Genomic DNA, 15,213 nt, shown 5'->3' on the forward strand with positions numbered 1-15,213 from the left:
CCCGCCGGGAGCGGAGGCACCCCGCCGTGTCCTACGCGGCGTCCAGGAGCGGCATCAACTGCTCCTCCTCGTAGGTCAGATGCGCCTCCAGTTCCGCCGTCAGGCGTTCCACCTCGGCACCGGCGTCGGCCGGGTCCGCGTCCTCGGCGGACACCACCCGCCGCAGCTCCTCGACGAGCTCGGCGATCCGCGCGTGCTCCTCGCCCAGTCGCGCCAGCGCCGGCGCGGACTCCGGGAAGCGGTCGGCCAGGGCGGGGAACATCATCAGTTCCTCGCCGGTGTGGTGGTTGTGCAGGCCCGCGCAGAAGGTCAGACAGTTGACGCGGAGCTGGGCGCCGAGGGTCGTACCGCCGCCCTTGCTCATCTCGTCCCGGATCAGGGCGAGTTCGCGGCGAAAGGCGTCGTGGACGACCTTGATGGCCTCGCCCATGGAGGAGGCGTTGATCTTCCCCGGGCCGCCCTCGGTGAGCGCGTGCAGCGCGACGACGGGTATCACCCGCTCCGTCTTCTCCTGGTACGCCGCCCAGCCGGGGTCCCCCTCCACGGCCCGCGCGAACGCCCGGTCGCGCTCCTCGCCGGTCAGGACGACGGCCTGGGCCTCGTAGGTGAACGTGCCGCTCTCCACGGTGACCCGGGGATTCGCGACGAGGTTGTGGAACCACGCCGGGTGCTTGGGCGCGCCCGCGGCGGAGGCGATGACGAGGACGCGGCCGTCGCCGTCGGGGAGGTAGCCGACGGGGGTGGTGTGCGGGCGGCCCGTCCGGGCGCCGGTGGTGGTGAGCAGCAGGAGCCGGGCGCCTTCGAAGTAGCCGCCCACGCGGCCCTTGTTGGCGCGGAACTCGTCGATGATGGGTTGATTGAAGTCGTTGGGCACTCTCTCTTCTTTCTCTGTCGCGGATTCTGTGTCGGTGCAGAAGGCGCAGAGAAAGCGGCGGGCTCCTGGCCCGCGCCGCCGGCCTCACTCAGAGGCCGGGCAACACCCAACTCGCTTGCGGCACAAGGCCGACCCGGCAGTCATGGACACAGACGGTACCGTCCGTCCCATGACGACCGCCACGGAATTCCAGGACGTTCCCACCACCACGCTCGCCGACTTGCTGGGGCGCGGGCAGGTCATGGGCCTCGGCATCCGGCCGCTGTGGGGCCCGGCCCCGCGCGTCGCCGGACCGGCGTACACGGTGGCGTGCCCGCCCGGGGACAACCTCATGCTGCACGCGGCCATCCACCGGGCGCCGGCCGGCTCCGTCGTGGTCGTGGAGTCGGGGGACCTGGAGTACGCGCTGGCCGGCGGGAACGTCTGCGCCGTCGCCCAGCGCCGCGGTATCGCCGCGTTCGTGGCCGACGGGGTGATCCGGGACCTCGCGGAGGTGCGGGAGATGGGCTTCCCGGTGTTCGCGCGGGGGGTCGTCCCGATCCCGGGCGCCAAGTCGGCCGTACGGCCGCTGAACGCGCGGGTGCGGTGCAGGGGTGTGGCGGTCGACGCCGGGGACGTCGTGGTGGCCGACGAAGAGGGCGTCGTGGTCGTGCCCGCCGCCCGCCAGGAGGAGATCCTCGCGGCGGCCCGGGCCAGGCTGGGCAAGGAGGCGGCCGAGTCCCTCGACGCGTGGGAGGTGGCGCACCGGGCCCGTATCGACAAGATCCTGGCCGAAGGCGGATTCGAGGACTGAGGCCCCCTTGTCCCCGGTACTCCTCTTCCTCGACATCGACGGAACCCTCGTCCCCTTCGGTGCGGACCGCCCGTACCCGGTGTACGAGGCGGCCTTCCCGCTCCCCGAGACGGCCGCCCACCCCCTCCTCTCCCGCGTCGATCCCGCCCTCGGCGCCCGCCTGGCCCGTCTCGCGGCGCTCGGCTGCGAGCCGGTGTGGGCCACGACCTGGGGGGACGACGCGAACACCTGCCTCGCTCCCTGGCTCGGCCTGCCCGCGCTGCCGGCGGTGGACTGGCCGGACGAGGACCAGGACGAGGGCGAGGAGGCCCCGGCCGGCCCACGTGGTCTGCACTGGAAGACCCGGCCCCTCGTGGCCCGGGCGGCCGGCCGCCCCTTCGTCTGGGTCGACGACGAGATCACCGACGCCGACCGGGCGTGGGTGGCCGCTCACCACCCCGCGCCCGCCCTCCTGCACCGCGTCGACCACCGCTACGGCCTCACCGACCGGGACTTCGCCGTCCTGGCGGAGTGGGTCACCGACGCGCGCGGCCCAGCAGCTCGGTGACGCGCATGAAGCCGTCCGTGCCGTGCCCGAGGGCGATGACGCGGCGCGCCTGCCCCTCGGCCGCGCGCATCAGGGCGGCTTCGATGCCGTGGGACTCGGAGGCCTCGACGATGTGGGCCATGGACGAGGCGGCGGAGGTGATCGGGTTGAGTTCACCGGAGTAGGTGCCGTCGTCGACGTCCGCCGCGAACTCCTCGAAGAGCGGCGGCAGGATCGCGCCGATGCCCTGGGCGAAGGGAGCGAGTTCGCGTGCGGTGATGCCCTCGGCCCGGGCCACGGCGACGGCGTGCGCGTAGCCGGCCATCGCCGTCCAGAAGATGTCGAGCAGGGCGATGTCGTAGGCGGCGGCCCGGCTGATGTCCTCGCCGAGGTGGGTGTGGGTGCCGCCCAGGGCGTCGAGGACGGGCCGGTGCTCGTCGTAGACCTCCCGCGGGCCGCTGTGGATGAACACCGCGTCGGGCGTACCGATGGTCGTGGTCGGGGTCATGATCGCGCCGTCCAGATAGCGGATCCCGTGCGCGGCGGCCCAGTCGGCCGTGTCCCGGGCGCGGGCCGGGGTGTCGGCGGTCAGGTTGACGACCGTACGGCCCTTGAGCGCGTCGGTGACGCCGTCCTGGCGCAGGACGGCGTCGGCGGCGTCGTAGTTCACCACGCAGACCACGGTCAGGGCACTGGCCGCGACCGCCTCCGCCGCGGACTCGGCCGCGGTGGCTCCGCGGTCGAGGAGCTCCCGGTCCCGCCCGGGGGTGCGGTTCCACACGGTGATCCGAAGACCCGCGTCGAGGAATGCACCGGCCAGGGCCCGGCCCATCGGCCCCAGCCCGAGGACGGTGACGGCGGGTTCGTCGGCGTACGTGGACATGACTCAACTCCCTATAGAGTGGCGGTAATTGCTGACAAAAGGGGTGGGTATGACGAGTCGGCGCCATGACCCGGACGTCTGCGGGGTGACCGCCGCGATCTCCGTGATCGACGGCAAGTGGAAGACCTCGCTGCTGTGGCTGCTGGAGTCCGGCCCGCACCGCCCGGCCGAACTGCGCCGCCGGCTGCCGGGGCTCACCGAGAAGGTGCTGACCCAGGCGTTGCGCGAGATGGAGGCGGACGGGCTGGTGGATCGTGAGGTGTACGACGTCCTGCCGCCGAAGACCGTGTACTCCCTGACCGGATTCGGCCGCGACCTCGCCGAGGCCCTGGCCCCGCTCTCCGACTGGGGCCATCGCCGCCTGGAGCGACTGGCCGACAGCCGGTCGGCCTGACCCCGATGCCACCTCCGTCCGACGCGGGTCCGGCGCCTTGTCGATCACCCGCATCCAGCTTCGGACGCCCGTCGCCGACTGCCAAGTACCCACAAAAAAGTGGGTATTGGGCGCAGGGCCGCGTGCGACAGTAGGTGTCGATCACCAGCGTCCGGAGGGGGCATCCGCGTGCACGACAAGGCCGACCTCATGGCGGAGACGTACGCGCTCGGCGCCGGGCCGTGGACCATGACACCCGTCACGCGGGGCGCGCTGGGCCAGATCTGGAAGCTGACCGGCGACGGCTCCGCATGGGCGATCAAGGAACTCCTCTTCGGCTGCGACGAGGAACAGGTCGCCCGCGAGGCCGCGTTGCGGCACGCCATGGCCGACCTGGGCATCGCGTCACCGCGGCTGATGCCCAACCGCCACGGCGCGTACGTCTCCCAGCTCGCCGCCTCCGCGGGCGGGTCCTACGTCAAGCTGTACGACTGGATCGACGGCACCGAGGCGGACGCGTCCGACCCCGGCATCCTGGACTGGTTCGGCCGGACCATGGCGCTGCTGCACCGGGCGGGCGAGGGCGCGAGCGAGACGCCGAACGCCTGGTACGAGCAGTGCCCGCAGGATGCCGACTGGAAGGAGCTGCACGGGCGAGTGCGCCGGGCCGGGGTGCCGTGGGCGGACGCGCTCGGCCGGTTCGTCGACACGGCCGCGCCGGAACTCGGCCAGTGGGTGACGCCGTCCGACCCGGGCGACCTGGTGACCTCACATCTCGACCTCCAGCCCCAGAACGTGCTGGTCGGCCCGGGCGGACCGGTCCTCCTCGACTGGGACAACGCCGGCCCCGCCTCGGCGGAGCGGGAGTTCGCGCGTGCCGTGTACGTGTGGTCGGGAGGCAACCGGGTGAACGCCGACGCGGCCCGGCGCCTGGTACGGGCGTACCGAAGCGCCGGGGGACGCGCGAGCGTCAAGGGGCCGGGTTCCTTCTCGATGCTCTTCGCGACGGCCCTGAACTACATCCAGGTGCAGGCCGAGTGCGCCATCGACCCCGGCGTGACCGCCGAGCAGCGGGCGTTCGCGAGCGGGCAGGTCGTCGCGTCGCTGCGGGACCTGCCGGACCTTGCGGCCGTCTGCCGGCTGACGGAGGTGTGGGAGGCCGTCGAGCGGTGAGGCGGGGGCGGTGGGTGGCTCCTGCGGGCAGCTGCTGCGGCCGGGCGGCGGGCGGCTGTCGACGTCAGTGCGTGGGCCGGCGCACTCGCCTCAGCTCGCGGTCGGCCGCCCAGACGTCCCCGACCGGGCCCACGTGCCCGAGCTTGTCGGGGTTGATCACCGAGCGGATGGCCTGGATCTGTCCGTCGAGCACGTCGAGCGCCAAGGTGTAGAGCACCTTGCCGTCCCGGTCGCGGAAGACGGCGCCCGGCTGGGCGTTCACCTCGTGCGGCTCCCACGTCACATCGATCCGCTCCAGCAGCGGGAAGACCGCGGCGAGCAGCCTGGCCACCTTGTCGGCGCCGACGACGGCCCGGGCCAGCTGCGGGGTCTTGCCGCCGCCGTCGCCGACCATCGACACATCGGCGGCGAGCAGCTCCCGCAGGCCGTCGACGTCGCCTTCCCTGAGCGCGTCGAAGAACCGCGCCGCCAGCTCCTCCCGCTCCCGGCGGTCCGCCTCGAACCGGGGGCGCCCGGCGTCCATGTGGCGCCGCGCCCGCGTCGCGAGCTGGCGGCACGCCGCCTCCGAGCGCCCCACCGCCGAGGCGACCTCGGGGAAGCCGAACCCGAACACCTCCCGCAGCACGAACACCGCGCGCTCCAGCGGGCTGAGCCGCTCCAGCAGCAACAGGGCCGCCATCGACACCGAGTCGGCGAGCTCCGCCGACCGTGCCGGATCCTCGTAGGGGTCGGTGAGCAGCGGCTCGGGGAGCCACTGTCCGACGTATGTCTCCCGCCGTACGCGGGCCGAGCGCAGCACGTCGATCGAGATCCGGGTCACCACCGCCGAGAGGAAGGCCTTGGGCGAGGTGGGCCGGGTCGGGGAGGCCTCGTAGCGCAGCCAGGTCTCCTGGACGGCGTCCTCGGCCTCGCTCACACTGCCGAGGATCCGGTAGGAGATGGAGAACAGCAGCGGCCGTAGCTCTTCGAACTCCTCGGTGCGGCTCACGCCAGTTCCTCCTTGAAGCCCTGGCGCCACGACGGGTAGCGCGGCTCCCAGCCGAGTTCGCGCCTGGCCCTGGCGTTGGAGAAGCCGCGGCCCTCGGTCATCAGGGTCACCGCGAACTCCCCGGCCAGCAGCCTGGCCAGCCACCGGGGAACCCGCATCGGCGGCTTCGCCCCCGCGCACGCGGCCAGATACGGCAGCCAGTCGCGGACCTGGGCGGGCTCGTCGTCCACGATGTTGAACACGCCCCGCGCCTGCTTCTCCACGACCAGGACGGTAGCGCTCGCCGCGTCGTCGAGGTGCACCCAGGAGTTCCAGCCCGTGCCGTCCCCCACGAGCGGGAACTTCCGCTTGCGCACGAACTCGACCACGTCGTCACTGGCGCCCGGCCCGTAGAACCCGCCGTAGCGCAGGACCGTGCCGCCGGCCTTGGCGACCACGTCCTGGATGTGCAGGACACCCGCCGAGACCCGGCGCGCCATCGCCCCCGTGCCCGGGTCGAGGGGGTCCTCCTCGGTCAGCAGCCCCGTGCCGGGCCCGTAGCTCTGCGCGAAGCTCTGCACGACCACATGGGGTACGCCGGCCGCCTCGGCAGCGGCCAGCAGGTGGTCCGTCCCCTCGATGCGCAGCCGGTTGGTGGTGGCGAACGTCCGGTCGGGGTGCCGCATGTCGGCCTTGCCGGAGATCGCGGTCATCTCGTGCACGATCGCGTCCGGCCGCGCCGCGGCCACCGCCTCACCGACCGCCATCCCGTCCAGCCCGTCCATCACGACGCCCCGCGCACCGAGCTGCTCCAGCAGACCCAGCTTGGCCGCGCTCGTCGTGGTGGCCGTCACCTGATGGCCACGGGCCACGAACTGCGGCACCAGCCGCCGGCCCAGGGCCCCGGTTCCCCCTGCCACGAACACCCGCATGATCCTCACCTTCCCGCTTCCGAAGTCCCTCTACGGAACCTGGGACGAGACAGGGCGGGCGTCTGTGACATCGGTGGGGGCAGTCGTTGGGATCGGTGGGGTCACTACGGGCCGCTGGACGGTGCGGCACGGGTGCTCGTCACGGTGGCTGCATGCCGTCCCCAACACCGCCTGGCTGGCCGCATTGTGGAGAGGACGCCAGGCCGGAAAGTACGTTCGGCTGCCCAGGCATCCGTGTATCCGGCCACACCGCATGTCTCGCCCACCTGGCCGACCCCGACCGCGATGCCTACCTTGCTGGTCTGACCTCCGGCGCTGACGTCGACCACCGCGGCACGCCCTTCACGCATCCCTCTTGGACGCCCTCCTCAACGCACTCGGCGACCCCACAACCGGACACCCCCACTTGGGCGACGCCAAGTTCGAGTCGGCGATTTTCGAGGGCGTCGCGGGGTTCGGGTCGGCAACCTTCAAGGGCAGAGCGTCGTTAGAGGTCGACACGTGGCGTGGCGCACTTTTGCAAGCAGGTGCTTGCAATAGTTAGCGAGGGTGAGGCAAGGTGGAGGCATGGCATCGCTCAACGTCGGCAATCTCGGCGAGTATCTGCGTGAGCAGCGGCGCAACGCGCAGCTGTCACTGCGGCAACTCGCCGATGCCGCCGGGGTGTCCAATCCGTACCTGAGCCAGATCGAGCGCGGGCTGCGCAAGCCGAGCGCGGAGGTGCTGCAGCAGGTCGCCAAGGCGCTGCGGATCTCCGCGGAGACGCTGTATGTGCGGGCCGGCATCCTCGACGCCGAGCGGGACCGGGACGAGGTGGAGACGCGCGCCGTCATCCTCGCCGATCCCACGCTGAACGAGCGGCAGAAGCAGGTGCTGCTCCAGATCTACGAATCCTTCCGCAAGGAGAACGGGTTCGGGATATCCCCCGAGGCGGGTGCGGCTGCCGAGGCAGTCGGGCTGGCCGAGGCCGTCTCGCGGGGCGCCGGCGTGATGGAACCCGACTCCGGCACGGACGCCGACTCCGGCTCCGGCTCGGACCGGGGCTCCCTGCAGAGCGACGGCCACCCCGACGGCGCGGCGGACGCCCAGGACGGTGACACCGCCGTCCGCCGCAGCCGTACGACCCGCACGAACAGCACGGCCGACGGCGGCCGCAAGTCCGCCACGCGCCGTACACGCACGACCCGTACGACCCGCACGACCCGTATGTCCGACGGCAGCGCCGCCGACCCGGAGAACCCGAACGACCCGCAGCAGTCGGCAGGCTGACCTCGGCCGCCGTACGCCCGGCACGCGCCGGGCAGGCAGCCGTCCGGCCGACCGCGGGAATCAAAAACCCTCACCTCGAAGCAACCCGGGAGGACCATCACCATGGCCATCACCGACGACCTGCGTAAGACCTTCAGCGACCCGACCCCGCTCTACTTCGCCGCCGGCACCGCCGACCTGGCCTTCCAGCAGGCCAAGAAGGTGCCCAGCCTGGTGGAGCAGCTGCGCGCCGAGGCGCCGGCCAGGTTCGAGGCCGTTCGCAATACCGACCCGAAGGCCGTCCAGGAGAAGGCCACCGCCCGCGCCAAGGAGGCCGGTGCCAGGGCCAAGGAGGCCCAGGAGAGCATCCAGGCCAAGGTCAACGAGTTCATCAGCGGCCTGGACGCGGACTTCAAGAAGCTGGGCAGCACTCTCGACGCCGACCTGAAGAAGCTCGGCGAAGGCGCCCAGGACCTCGCGCTGCGCGGTGTCGGTGTCGCCGCCGAGTACGCCGTGAAGGCCCGTGAGACCTACGAGAAGGTCGCCGAGCACGGCGAGCAGGCGGTGAAGCACTGGCGCGGCGAGGCGGCCGAGGAGATCGAGGAGCTCGCCGTGGCCGTCGAGCCGAACCCCGAGCCGGTCGCGGTCAAGGAGGACAAGGCTGAGGCCGAGCCCGCCGAGCCCAAGCCGGCCGCCGAGGCCGCCGCGGCGAAGAAGACGCCCGTCAAGAAGGCCCCGGCGCGCAAGACGACCACCGCCAAGAAGACGACCCCGCCCGCCAAGTAACGCGGACGGGTGAAAAAGGGCCGTTGGACACGGGCCGGGCACTCGGAGAGTGCTCGGCCCGTTGTTCGGGTAGCGGTCCCGCGGTTGCGGGTACGGTGAGCGCGTAGATACGAGCCGATTCGGGTGGTGGACGTTGTGCTGATGCAGGGCTTCGCAGGGTTCATGTGGCTGCTGAGCATGGCCCTGATCCTTTTCAGCGGCTTCGCGCTGATCGACGCGGCCACACGCCGCGAGGACGCCTACCGCGCGGCCGACAAGCAGACCAAGCCGTTCTGGATGATCATCCTAGGGCTCGCCTTCGTGGTGAACCTGATCTTCAACATCCTGTCGTTCCTGCCGATCATCGGCCTCATCGCGACGATCGTGTACATGGTGGACGTGCGACCGGCGATCAAGGGGCTGCCGGGCGGGGGCCGCAGCAGAAAGGGCTCCAGCAGCGACGGTCCGTACGGCCCGTGGAACGGCGGACGGTGACGCCCCTGGGGGCGCGGGGCTGAATCGATACCCTGTCGTTCGTGTCGTTCCTGCCGAGGGCGGCTCCGCCGCACGGGCGTGACCGGCCCCCACGCACCCGCGGACGGCGTACGACAGAACCCGCACGGCGAGTCCCCCCCGCACAAGCCCCCGGCCGCTCAGCCCCCCCGCCGTGACACCCTTCCCCCGGGGGACGCTCAGCCCCCCGGAGGCTCAGCCCCCGGCCGCTCAGACCCCTCGGTCGAGCAACAGCACAGCCACGTCGTCCGTCAGCTCACCACCGTTGAGGTCCCGCACCTCGTTCACGGCGGCCCGCAACAACGCCTCCCCGCGCAGCCCCTCCGACAGCTGCCGGCGAAGCATCTCGACCATGCCGTCCTGACCGAGCCGCTCCCGGCCCTCGCCGACGCGGCCCTCGATCAGCCCGTCGGTATAGAGCATCAGGCTCCACTCGGCCCCCAGCTCCACCTGCATCCGAGGCCACCGAGCCCCGGGCAGCAGCCCGAGCGCGGGCCCGTTGTTGTCGTACGGCAGCAGCTGAGCGGGCCGCCCCGGCCGGGCGACCAACGGCGACGGATGCCCCGCCAGACACAGACCGGCCCGCCGGCCGTCCGGCGAGATGTCCACCGTGCACAGGGTCGCGAAGATCTCGTCGTCGGGCCGCTCATGCTCCAGCACCTGCTGCAACGTGCCCAGCAGCTGGTCGCCGCACAGCCCGGCCAGCGTCAGCGCCCGCCAGGCGATGCGCAGCTCCACGCCCAGCGCGGCCTCGTCCGGGCCGTGGCCGCAGACGTCGCCGATCATGGCGTGCACGGTGCCGTCGGCGGTGCGCACGACGTCGTAGAAGTCACCGCCGAGCAGGGCGCGCGAGCGACCGGGGCGGTAGCGGGCGGCGAACCGGAGGGACGAGCCCTCCAGCAGCGGCGTCGGCAGCAGACCGCGCTCCAGCCGGCGGTTCTCCTGGGCCCGCATCCGGCCCTCGGCGAGCCGTCGCTCGGCCGTGTCGGAACGTTTCCGTTCCACGGCGTACCGGATCGCCCGGCTCAGCAGCCGCCCGTCCAGCTCGTCCCGGAAGAGGTAGTCCTGGGCGCCGACCCGCACGGCCTGAGCCCCCCGCTCGGCGTCGCCGGAGGCGGTGAGCGCGAGGACGGCGTGCCGGGGCGCGAGCTCCAGGACGTGCTTGAGCACGGCCAGCTCGTCGCCGTCGGCGGTCCGGCCGGGCGCAGGCAGCGCGAGGTCCAGCAGGATGCAGTGGACGTCGTCGGTGAGCAGCCGCTCGGCCTCCGTCAGGTTGCGGGCCGTGCGCACACGAATCGGCTTGCCGGCCGAGTCGAGCAGCTCGGGCACGATCGCCGAGCCGCCGGGATCGTCCTCGATCAACAGCAGCGTCAGATTGGTGTGGGCGGTGTTCTCGACCGTCTCTTCCTTACACGGGGCCTCTTCCATGGAGGTGCCGCCTGGGGACGCGGCCTGCGCCTGACCACTCTCCGCGGCCGGGATCGCTCTCTGCCGCGGTATGGGTACGGGCATCGTCTTGAGTTCCTTCCCTCCCCCCGAGGGCTGGTGGGAACGAGGGACCTCGATCCACCGACGGGGACCATAGCGGTTGTCGGCGCGGTAACGGAATGGTGTGAGGCACGCCGCGTTGACGCTGGCCGCTGTCATATGCCGCGTTCCCTACCGCAGTTGGACAGGGTGGGGCGGGGGCAGGGATGACGAACGTCACGTCGGCGCGGGGTTTCGTGGCCGTGCGACGTGGGGCGGGTCACGTGGGGCGGGTCACGTGGCGGGGATCACGGCCCGGTCGTCACAAGTTCCCCTGAACCCTCACGCATCGGGCCGAACCACCCCGAGGATCGACATCGAGCCGGCTCCCGCGACCGTCACCGTCCGCCCCGGGCGCGGGGCGTGGATGATCGCGCCGTCGCCGATGTACATCGCGACATGGCTGGCGTCGTCGTGGTAGATGATGAGATCGCCGGGGCGCATGTCCTTGATGTCAATGCGCTCGAGCTGCTTCCACTGCTCCTGCGAGGTCCGCGGAATCCCGCGCCCGGCGCTCGCCCAGGCCTGGGATGTGAGGCCTGAACAGTCGTAGGTCTTCGGGCCCTCGGCGCCCCACTCGTACGGCTTGCCCAGTTGGGCCGTGGCGTACTCGACGGCCTTGCGGCCCTGTTCGGACGCCTTGCCGTCGATGTCCTTCAGGATGCCGGAGTCCAGCCAGGCGGTCTGCGCCTTGTACGCGACCTCCTGTTCCAGCTTGGCGAGGCGCTCCTTCTCCTCCTTCTCCAGCCGGGATTCGAGCTGTTCGGCCGCCGCGATCTGCTGCTTTATCTTCTTCTTGGCGGTGGCCTTGGCCTTGCGGCCCGCCTCCAGCTTCTGCCACTGGGCGGAGGCGTCCTTGGCGTACAGCTCCAAGTCCTGCTGGGTGCGGGTCATTTCCGCAAGCAGTCCCTTGGCGGCGCGCTCGCCCTGGAGCACTCGGCGGGTGCCGTCGAGAAACTCCTGCGGGTCGTCGCTGAGCATCAGCCGCGCCTCGTCGGGCAGCCCGCCGGAGCGGTACTGGGCGGCGGCGGCCGCGCCCGCGCGCTTCTTCAACTCGGCGAGCTTCTCCTTGCCTTCGACGATCTTCTTGGCCAGCGCGACGATCTCGGCGGACTGCTTCTCGGCCGCCTCCTCGGCGGCGTTGTACTCGTCGGTGGCGACGGCCGCGGCGTGGTAGAGCTTCTCCAGCTTCTGCCGTACGGCCTCAAGGTCCTTGTAGGACACGGCGGTCCGGGAGAGCGAGGCGCTCGGCGACGGCGTGGGGGAGGGGGCCGCGAACGCCGTGCCCGGTGCGGCCAGCACGCCGACCGCGCAGACCACGGTCAAGGCCACGAGGACGCTGCGCTTGCCCGATCCCATACCTCTGCCCCCAAACCTGATTTACCGTCAGTAACTTACTGGCGCGCTTGGGGGATCGTGCCATGACGGCGCGCAAAGCGACAGAGGCAGTCGGAATTCCTATTTCCCCCTCTCCTGCCCCCCCATGACGCTCTCCCCGCCTCTGTGACGAAGTACTCGCGGAGATCGTTCCCCCACCCCGCACATTCAGGCGCGCGGCGCCAACGCCTCCCACCGCACCGTCACTTCCCCCTGCCGCCACCGCACCGGCCCGTCCGTCACCGGCCAGTCGGCCGCCAGGTGCCGCACCGCCCGGATCCAGCGCTGGCGCGCGCCGTACGAGGCGTAGGGCGCCGCGGCGGCCCAGGCGCGGTCGAAGTCGCCCAGGAAGGCATGTACGGGCTCGCCGGGAACATTGCGGTGGATGAGGGCCTTCGGCAGCCGCTCGGCGAGATCCGACGGCCGCTCCAGCGAGCCCAGCCGGGTCGCGAACGTCACCGTACGCGGCCCCTCCGGCCCGAGCGCCACCCACACATGCCGGCGCCCGACCTCGTCGCAGGTCCCCTCGACGAGCAGCCCACCGGGGGCGAGCCGCGCACACAGTCGCTCCCACACCCCGGCGACCTCGTCCTCGTCGTACTGCCGCAGCACATTCGCCGCGCGCACGAGCAGGGGCCGCTGCGGGATCGGGATCTCGAACCCACCGTGCCGAAACACGAGCCCCTCCCGCTCGTACGGCTTGGCGGCGGCGACCCGCGCCGGTTCGATCTCCACACCCACCACCCGTGCGCGGGGCGCCGCCGCACGAAGCCGGAGGAGGAGCTCGACCGCCGTCCAGGGGGCGGCGCCGTAGCCGAGGTCGACCGCGACGGGTTCCGCGGCCCGACGGAGCTCGGCCCCGTGCGTATGGGCGATCCACCGGTCCATCCGGCGCAGCCGATTGGGATTGGTGGTCCCGCGCGTAACGGTGCCCACGGGTCGGGCGGAGGCGCGGGCTGTCATGCATACGAGGGTATGCGCCCCCAGGGGGTGCCACCCGCACTGGCGCAACGGCGAGCAGGGGACGTGCCGGGGGGTGTCCGCCCGCAGTGGCCGGCGTCAAGGAACAGCACCTCCAGGCGCACCCTAGCCGCCGGTCCGAGGACGGACACCCCCGGCGCGGCCCCAACCCCCGACGAACCGCATGCGCAACGCGCACCCCCATCCCACCCGCACAGGCCGCCGCAGGCATGGACGCGCACCCCGACTCCCCGCCACAGGTATGGACGCGCACCCCCTCCCCGCCACAGGCATGCGCGCACCCCCACGCACCCCACCCCCGAACAGTTGAGCGACCCCCGGTAATACCTCGGCAAAAACCGCCCCACCAGGAATGGGAAGCCCTTGCTCCGGCGTTGCACCGCCTTGGAGGGCACGCACACCCCTCCACCGGCATGCCCGCAGCCAAGGAGGAACGCCACGTGAGCCACTACGTCAGCAGGCTCGGGCGTCGCTCTCCGGCGGCACACCCGCGGCTCAGGCTGCACCGCCGCCCCCGCCGCGTCGCCATGCTCTCCGTGCACACCTCCCCGCTCCACCAGCCCGGCACCGGCGACGCCGGCGGCATGAACGTCTACATCGTGGAGCTCGCGCAGCGCCTCGCCGCGATCAACATCGAGGTGGAGATCTTCACGCGCACGACCGCCACAGACCTCCCGCCCGTCGTCGAGCTCGCCCCCGGCGTCCTCGTCCGCCACGTCGACGCGGGCCCCTACGAGGGCCTCAACAAGGAGGACCTCCCCGCCCAGCTGTGCGCCTTCACGCACGGCGTGATGCAGGCCTGGGCCGGCCACCGCCCCGGCTACTACGACCTGGTCCACTCCCACTACTGGCTCTCCGGCCACGTCGGCTGGCTCGCCGCCCAGCGCTGGGGCGCCCCCCTGGTGCACGCCATGCACACCATGGCCAAGGTCAAGAACGCCAACCTGGCCGACGGCGACACCCCCGAGCCCGCCGCCCGCGTCATCGGCGAGACCCAGATCGTCGCCGCCGCCGACCGCCTCATCGCCAACACGGCCGAGGAGTCCGAGGAACTCGTACGGCACTACGCCGCCGACCCCGGCAAGGTCGCCGTGGTCCACCCCGGGGTGAACCTCACCCGCTTCTCGCCCGCCGACGGCCGCGCCGCCGCCCGCGCCCGCCTGGGCCTCCCGCAGGACGCCCTGATCCCCCTCTTCGCCGGCCGCATCCAGCCCCTGAAGGCCCCGGACATCCTGCTGCGCGCGGTGGCCGTCCTGCTCGACGAGCACCCCGAGCTGCGTTCCCGGATCGTCGTCCCGGTCGTCGGCGGCCCCAGCGGCAGCGGCCTCGCCAAGCCCGAGGGCCTGCAGAAGCTGGCCGCCCGCCTGGGCGTCGCGGACGTCGTACGGTTCTGCCCGCCGGTCGGCCAGCAGCAGCTCGCGGACTGGTTCAGGGCCGCCTCCGTGCTGGTCATGCCGTCGTACAGCGAGTCCTTCGGGCTGGTGGCCATCGAGGCGCAGGCGGCGGGCACCCCGGTGCTGGCGGCGGCGGTGGGCGGACTGCCGGTGGCGGTCCGGGACGGCCGTACCGGCTTCCTGGTCCAGGGCCACAATCCGGCCCACTACGCGCGCGTGCTGCACGCCTTCGCCGAGGACCCGCACCTGTCCTCCCGGATGGGCGAGGCCGCGGCCCGGCACGCCCAGTCCTTCGGCTGGGACACCGCGGCCGCCGCCACGGCGGACGTCTACGTGGCCGCGACCCAGGCCCACCGGCGTCGCGTACGCTCCCACCATGGCTGACGTACAGAAGGCGGCGCAGGTCGTCGAGGGAGCCCTGAAGGACGCCGAACTCGACTGGGAGAGCCCGGCCCCCGGCAACTACGTCGTCAAACTCCCCGGCACCCGCAAACTGTCGACGACGGTCTCCCTGCTCGTCGGCCGCCACTCCCTGTCGCTCAACGCCTTCGTCATCCGCCACCCCGACGAGAACGAGTCCGGCGTCCACCGCTGGCTCCTGGAACGCAACCTCAAGCTGTACGGCGTGAGTTACGCCGTCGACCAGCTCGGCGACGTCTACGTCACCGCCAAGCTGCCGCTCGCCGCCGTCACCACGGACGAGATCGACCGGCTGCTGGGCCAGGTGCTGGAGGCCGCGGACGGTGCCTTCAACACGCTTCTGGAGCTGGGGTTCGCGTCGGCGATCCGCAGGGAGTACGAGTGGCGGGTGGCCCGGGGCGAGTCGACGCGCAACCTGGACGCGTTCGAGCGTCTCACGCGGCGGCCGTCCGACTGACCCCGGGCGC

At 72.1% G+C, this 15,213-nt stretch carries 16 protein-coding genes; 9 read left to right on the forward strand and 7 right to left on the reverse strand.

Annotated features, from left to right (window positions below; genetic code table 11):
- Positions 1-31 precede the first annotated feature (31 nt).
- Positions 32-874, reverse strand: a complete 843-nt coding sequence (locus AQI70_RS23415) for a nitroreductase/quinone reductase family protein (RefSeq protein ID WP_062153259.1) — start codon at positions 872-874, stop codon at positions 32-34.
- A gap of 169 nt (positions 875-1,043) precedes the next feature.
- Between AQI70_RS23415 and AQI70_RS23420 the strand changes: the two genes are divergently transcribed.
- Both AQI70_RS23420 and AQI70_RS23425 read left to right on the forward strand, forming a co-directional pair.
- On the forward strand, positions 1,044-1,667 hold the full coding sequence (locus AQI70_RS23420) for an RraA family protein (protein WP_062153261.1): 624 nt from the start codon (positions 1,044-1,046) through the stop codon (positions 1,665-1,667).
- A gap of 7 nt (positions 1,668-1,674) precedes the next feature.
- A complete protein-coding gene (locus tag AQI70_RS23425; RefSeq protein ID WP_062153263.1) occupies positions 1,675-2,214 on the forward strand; it encodes an HAD domain-containing protein in 540 nt (179 codons plus the stop codon).
- Here the strand turns inward: AQI70_RS23425 and AQI70_RS23430 are convergent.
- Positions 2,183-3,076, reverse strand: coding sequence for an NAD(P)-dependent oxidoreductase (locus tag AQI70_RS23430; protein WP_062153271.1), 894 nt, complete (start codon positions 3,074-3,076; stop codon positions 2,183-2,185). The genes AQI70_RS23425 and AQI70_RS23430 overlap by 32 nt on opposite strands.
- Before the next feature lie 49 nt (positions 3,077-3,125).
- Here AQI70_RS23430 and AQI70_RS23435 point away from each other — a divergent pair, with 49 nt between their 5' ends.
- Positions 3,126-3,470: a winged helix-turn-helix transcriptional regulator gene (locus AQI70_RS23435; RefSeq protein WP_062153273.1), complete on the forward strand. Its 345-nt coding sequence runs from the start codon at positions 3,126-3,128 to the stop codon at positions 3,468-3,470.
- 168 nt (positions 3,471-3,638) lie between these two features.
- Positions 3,639-4,622 (forward strand): phosphotransferase enzyme family protein, encoded by a 984-nt coding sequence (locus AQI70_RS23440; protein WP_062153275.1) that lies wholly within the window; start codon positions 3,639-3,641, stop codon positions 4,620-4,622.
- Between the two features lie 64 nt (positions 4,623-4,686).
- Here the strand turns inward: AQI70_RS23440 and AQI70_RS23445 are convergent, their stop codons facing one another.
- A complete protein-coding gene (locus AQI70_RS23445; RefSeq protein WP_062153277.1) occupies positions 4,687-5,610 on the reverse strand; it encodes an RNA polymerase sigma-70 factor in 924 nt (307 codons plus the stop codon).
- Positions 5,607-6,521 carry an NAD-dependent epimerase/dehydratase family protein gene (locus AQI70_RS23450; protein WP_062153279.1) on the reverse strand — a complete coding sequence of 305 codons (915 nt, stop codon included), beginning with the start codon at positions 6,519-6,521 and terminating at the stop codon, positions 5,607-5,609. Before AQI70_RS23450 ends, AQI70_RS23445 begins: the two co-directional genes overlap by 4 nt.
- A 567-nt stretch (positions 6,522-7,088) precedes the next feature.
- On the opposite strand from AQI70_RS23450, the gene AQI70_RS23455 reads away from it, so the two are divergent.
- From AQI70_RS23455 to AQI70_RS23465, 3 genes are all read left to right on the forward strand, one after another.
- Positions 7,089-7,790, forward strand: coding sequence for a helix-turn-helix domain-containing protein (locus tag AQI70_RS23455; protein WP_062153281.1), 702 nt, complete (start codon positions 7,089-7,091; stop codon positions 7,788-7,790).
- 102 nt (positions 7,791-7,892) lie between these two features.
- A complete protein-coding gene (locus tag AQI70_RS23460) occupies positions 7,893-8,555 on the forward strand; it encodes a hypothetical protein (protein WP_062153283.1) in 663 nt (220 codons plus the stop codon).
- A gap of 141 nt (positions 8,556-8,696) precedes the next feature.
- Positions 8,697-9,029 (forward strand): DUF2516 family protein, encoded by a 333-nt coding sequence (locus AQI70_RS23465; protein WP_208607442.1) that lies wholly within the window; start codon positions 8,697-8,699, stop codon positions 9,027-9,029.
- Positions 9,030-9,257: 228 nt separating this feature from the next.
- On the opposite strand, the gene AQI70_RS23470 is transcribed toward AQI70_RS23465, so the two are convergent.
- From AQI70_RS23470 to AQI70_RS23480, 3 genes are all read right to left on the reverse strand, one after another.
- The gene (locus tag AQI70_RS23470; RefSeq protein ID WP_062153285.1) at positions 9,258-10,559 is read right to left on the reverse strand and encodes a PP2C family protein-serine/threonine phosphatase; all 1,302 of its coding nucleotides are present in this window, start codon (positions 10,557-10,559) and stop codon (positions 9,258-9,260) included.
- A gap of 297 nt (positions 10,560-10,856) precedes the next feature.
- Positions 10,857-11,933: a C40 family peptidase gene (locus tag AQI70_RS23475; RefSeq protein WP_062153287.1), complete on the reverse strand. Its 1,077-nt coding sequence runs from the start codon at positions 11,931-11,933 to the stop codon at positions 10,857-10,859.
- 186 nt (positions 11,934-12,119) lie between these two features.
- A complete protein-coding gene (locus AQI70_RS23480) occupies positions 12,120-12,914 on the reverse strand; it encodes a hypothetical protein (protein ID WP_062153289.1) in 795 nt (264 codons plus the stop codon).
- 458 nt (positions 12,915-13,372) lie between these two features.
- On the opposite strand from AQI70_RS23480, the gene mshA reads away from it, so the two are divergent.
- Together mshA and AQI70_RS23490 are read left to right on the forward strand one after the other, a co-directional pair.
- Positions 13,373-14,710: a D-inositol-3-phosphate glycosyltransferase gene (mshA, locus tag AQI70_RS23485; protein ID WP_062153291.1), complete on the forward strand. Its 1,338-nt coding sequence runs from the start codon at positions 13,373-13,375 to the stop codon at positions 14,708-14,710.
- The gene (locus AQI70_RS23490; protein WP_062153293.1) at positions 14,703-15,203 is read left to right on the forward strand and encodes a type III secretion system chaperone family protein; all 501 of its coding nucleotides are present in this window, start codon (positions 14,703-14,705) and stop codon (positions 15,201-15,203) included. The genes mshA and AQI70_RS23490 overlap by 8 nt, the downstream gene beginning before the upstream one ends.
- The last annotated feature ends 10 nt before the right edge of the window (positions 15,204-15,213 follow it).

It is taken from the genome of Streptomyces curacoi, assembly GCF_001513975.1.
Taxonomy (GTDB): Bacteria; Actinomycetota; Actinomycetes; order Streptomycetales; family Streptomycetaceae; genus Streptomyces; species Streptomyces curacoi.